This is a genomic window from Micromonospora sp. NPDC048894 (assembly GCF_040649765.1).
GTDB lineage: Bacteria > Actinomycetota > Actinomycetes > Mycobacteriales > Micromonosporaceae > Micromonospora > Micromonospora antibiotica.
In genome coordinates, this window is record NZ_JBEZFY010000045.1 from 1 (window position 1) to 1,271 (window position 1,271).

1 protein-coding gene is annotated in these 1,271 nt (G+C 66.8%); it reads left to right on the forward strand.

Annotation, left to right across the window (positions count from 1 at the left end; translation table 11 throughout):
- Window positions 1–69: 69 nt before the first annotated feature.
- Window positions 70–1,238, forward strand: a protein-coding gene (locus tag AB0C22_RS31240; protein ID WP_357538599.1) for an IS3 family transposase whose coding sequence is annotated in 2 segments (ribosomal slippage) — window positions 70–354 and window positions 357–1,238 — 1,167 coding nt in all. Because the reading frame shifts where the segments join, the coding sequence is not laid out codon by codon here.
- The last annotated feature ends 33 nt before the right edge of the window (window positions 1,239–1,271 follow it).

The window sequence follows — 1,271 nt, forward strand, 5'->3', positions numbered from 1 at the left end:
TGGGTCTGCTGCACCGATAGGTGACATCTGAGATGGCTTGCCCTGACGGTGAGCTGGAAGGATGTTGCTGTGCCCAAGCCCTACCCTCGTGAGTTCCGCGATGACGTCGTGCGGGTGGCCCGTGACCGTGATCCGGGCGTGACCGTCGAGCAGATCGCGAAGGACTTCGGAGTCCACCCGATGACGTTGTTCAAGTGGATGCGCCAGGCTGACGTTGACGCCGGAACCAGACCGGGTGTCAGCGGCGGCGAGTCGGCCGAGCTGCGGGAGGCCCGTAAGCGGATCAAGCTCCTCGAGCAGGAGAACGAGGTCCTGCGTCGGGCCGCGGCCTACCTGTCGCAGGCGAATCTGCCGGGAAAAGGCTCTACCCGCTCGTGAGCGAGCTGGCCGCCGACGGGATCCCCGTCGCGGTGACGTGCCGGGTATTGAACATCGCTCGTCAGCCCTACTACCGGTGGCTCGCCCAGCCCGTCGGCGACGCTGAACTGGCTGCGGCGTACCGGGCGGACGCGTTGTTCGACGCACATCGCGACGACCCGGAGTTCGGCTACCGGTTCCTGGCCGATGAGGCCCGCGCTGCCGGCCAGCCGATGGTCGAGCGCACCGCCTGGAGAATCTGCTCTGGCATGGGCTGGCGGAGCGCGTTCAGCAAAAAGAAGCGTCGGGGCAAGGGCGGCAGGGTCGGTCCGCCGGTGCACGACGATCTGGTGCGCCGCAACTTCACCACGGACGGCCCGAACCGGTTGTGGCTGGCCGACATCACCGAGCACCGCACCGGCGAGGGCAAGCTCTACCTGTGCGCGATCAAGGACGTGTGGTCCCACCGGATCGTCGGCTACTCCATCGACTCACGGATGAAGTCGAGGCTGGCCGTCAACGCCCTGCACAACGCCGTAGCCCGCCGTGGTGACGTGGCCGGCTGCGTGCTGCACACCGACCGCGGGTCGCAATTCCGAAGCCGGAAATTCGTCCACGCCCTCAACCAGCACCACATGATCGGGTCGATGGGCAGGGTCGGCGCCGCCGGCGACAACGCCGCCATGGAATCCTTCTTCGGCCTGCTCCAGAACAACGTCCTCGACCGGCGAACCTGGACCACCCGGCAGCAGTTGAGGACCGCGATCGTGACCTGGATCGAGCGGACCTACCACCGCCGCCGACGCCAACGATCCCTGTCCCGGTTGACCCCCATCGAGTACGAGACCATCATGACCCCACCGGCCAGTCAGGCCGCGTGACTACACCTGTCACCTATCGGTGCAGCAGACCCG